Here is a 2236-nt window from a genome sequence, read left to right as displayed (position 1 = left end):
AGCCCAGTAATTGCCACATTGCATCGAGGCCAAGACAGCCCGGCATAACAGGGTCGCCAGGGAAGTGGCACTGAAAAAACCAAAGCTCGGGGTGGATGTCTAATTCAGCGATGATTTCGCCTTTGCCAAACTCGCCACCGTCAGCGGTGATTCGACTAATGCGATCGATCATTAGCATATTGTCTACCGGCAGCTGTGCATTACCCTCGCCAAATAGTCGGCCATAACCGCATTCGATTAACGCTGGCTTATCAAAGCTGTTTTGATCCGTCAAATTTTTACCGCTCATAGCTATGTATCTTATTATCAAAAGGGCAATAGTGTAGCGAGTTGCTTACTGTTCGTACACTGAAAAATACGAATGTCTCGAAATACCTTGATCTGCAGCGAATGCGTGAATTTTTGGCTGTAAAAGCGCGAAATTAGCTTGCGATAAGATGGCTCTTTGTTACAGTGTTGTGGCTACTATCAGAACACGATGTTTATAGGAAGTTACATGATTGAGAAGTGTCTATTCCCCGTTGCCGGTTACGGTACCCGATTTTTACCCGCCACTAAATCCATGCCTAAAGAAATGTTGCCAGTGGTGAATAAGCCGCTGGTGCAATATGGGGTTGAAGAGGCCATTGATGCCGGTATGTGCGATATTTCGTTTATTACCGGCCGCGGTAAGCGTGCTATCGCTGACCATTTTGATATATCTTATGAGTTAGAGCACCAAATTGCCGGTTCCGGTAAAGAGGTGTACCTAGAGTCAATCCGCAATGTTTTAGACAAGGGAACTTTTTCTTTTACCCGGCAGCGCGAAATGAAAGGCCTGGGGCATGCCATTCTGACGGGTGAAACCATGATTGGCGATCATCCTTTTGGCGTAATTTTGTCTGATGATTTATGCGTTAATCAACAAGGTAAAGGCGTTATGGCGCAAATGGCAGAGCTGTATAAGCAGTTCCGCTGTTCGATTGTTGCCATTATGGAAGTGCCTGAAGATCAGGTGCACAAATACGGTGTAATTGCTGGTGAGAGCATGAAAGATGGCTTGTACCGCGTTGAAGACATGGTTGAAAAGCCTGCAAAAGAAGATGCGCCGTCAAACTTGGCGATTATTGGTCGCTACATTTTAACACCTGATATTTTTGATATTTTACGTGACACAGCGCCAGGCAAAAATGGCGAGGTGCAAATTACCGATGCCCTATTGCAGCAAGCTAAAAAAGGCTGCGTTATGGCTTATAAATTTGAGGGTCAGCGATTTGACTGCGGCAGTGTGAATGGCTTTGTCGAGGCCACCAATTTCTGCTTTGAGCATGTGTATCAAGACGTATAATCTGATTTAAGACGATATTATGACGCAAGAATTAAGCTGTTTTAAAGCCTACGATGTTCGTGGGCAGATCCCTAACCAAATTAATGAAGATATTTGTTACCGCATTGGCCGCGCCTATGCTGAGGTGATAAAGCCTAAAAAAGTGGTGGTTGGGTACGATATTCGATTGACCAGTCAGGCTTTCGCCGACGCCCTATCTCGCGGCCTGACGGATAGCGGTGTCGATGTTTATAACATCGGCCTGTCGGGAACCGAGCAGGTATATTTTGCAACCTTTCACCATCAAATGGACGGCGGGATTGCAGTGACCGCCTCGCACAACCCTAAAGACTATAATGGGATGAAGTTTGTGCGTGAAGGCTCCAAGCCCATCTCTGGCGATAGCGGTTTATTAGATATTAAAGCCTTGGCAGAGCAAAACAGCTTCGAGCCATCGCCGCAAAAAGGTGAGGTATTCTCCCTCGATATTCTGGCGTCTTACCCACAGCATCTACTGTCTTATATCGACGCGCCGGCTTTAAAGCCGCTTAAGCTGGTTGTTAATGCGGGTAATGGCGGCGCGGGAACCGTGATCGATTTACTGGAGCCATTACTGCCTCAGGTAGAGTTTATTAAGGTGCATCACAATCCTGACGGTGAATTTCCAAACGGTGTACCAAACCCGCTGCTTGAGCAAAATCGGGCCTCGACCATTGATGCGGTTAAGCAGCATCAAGCTGACTTTGGCATTGCCTGGGATGGTGACTTTGATCGCTGTTTCTTGTTTGATGAAAATGGCGAATTTATCGAAGGCTACTATATTGTTGGTTTATTAGCTGAAGCGTTCTTACGTGGCTCAGCCTCACCGTCTGCCGAGTCTGTAGTGCATGACCCCCGTCTAACTTGGAATACGGTTGATATTGTTGAGCA

The 2236-nt window shown here is 46.6% G+C and carries 3 protein-coding genes; 2 read left to right on the top strand and 1 reads right to left on the bottom strand.

Annotation, left to right across the window (positions count from 1 at the left end; genetic code table 11):
• On the bottom strand, positions 1-274 hold a 274-nt coding region (gene fabA, locus HRU21_12955), incomplete at its 3' end, for a bifunctional 3-hydroxydecanoyl-ACP dehydratase/trans-2-decenoyl-ACP isomerase (GenBank protein NRA43198.1).
• A gap of 222 nt (positions 275-496) precedes the next feature.
• Between fabA and galU the strand changes: the two genes are divergently transcribed.
• Together galU and HRU21_12945 are read left to right on the top strand one after the other, a co-directional pair.
• Positions 497-1327, top strand: coding sequence for a UTP--glucose-1-phosphate uridylyltransferase GalU (galU, locus tag HRU21_12950; protein NRA43197.1), 831 nt, complete (start codon positions 497-499; stop codon positions 1325-1327).
• A gap of 19 nt (positions 1328-1346) precedes the next feature.
• The coding region (locus tag HRU21_12945) for a phosphomannomutase (GenBank protein NRA43196.1) at positions 1347-2236 on the top strand (890 nt) is incomplete at its 3' end.

It is taken from the genome of Pseudomonadales bacterium, from assembly GCA_013215025.1.
In the GTDB taxonomy this organism is placed as follows: Bacteria; Pseudomonadota; Gammaproteobacteria; order Pseudomonadales; family DT-91; genus DT-91.
The sequence above is the reverse complement of the archived record's forward strand: the minus strand, read 5'-3'. Positions and strand labels throughout refer to the sequence as shown.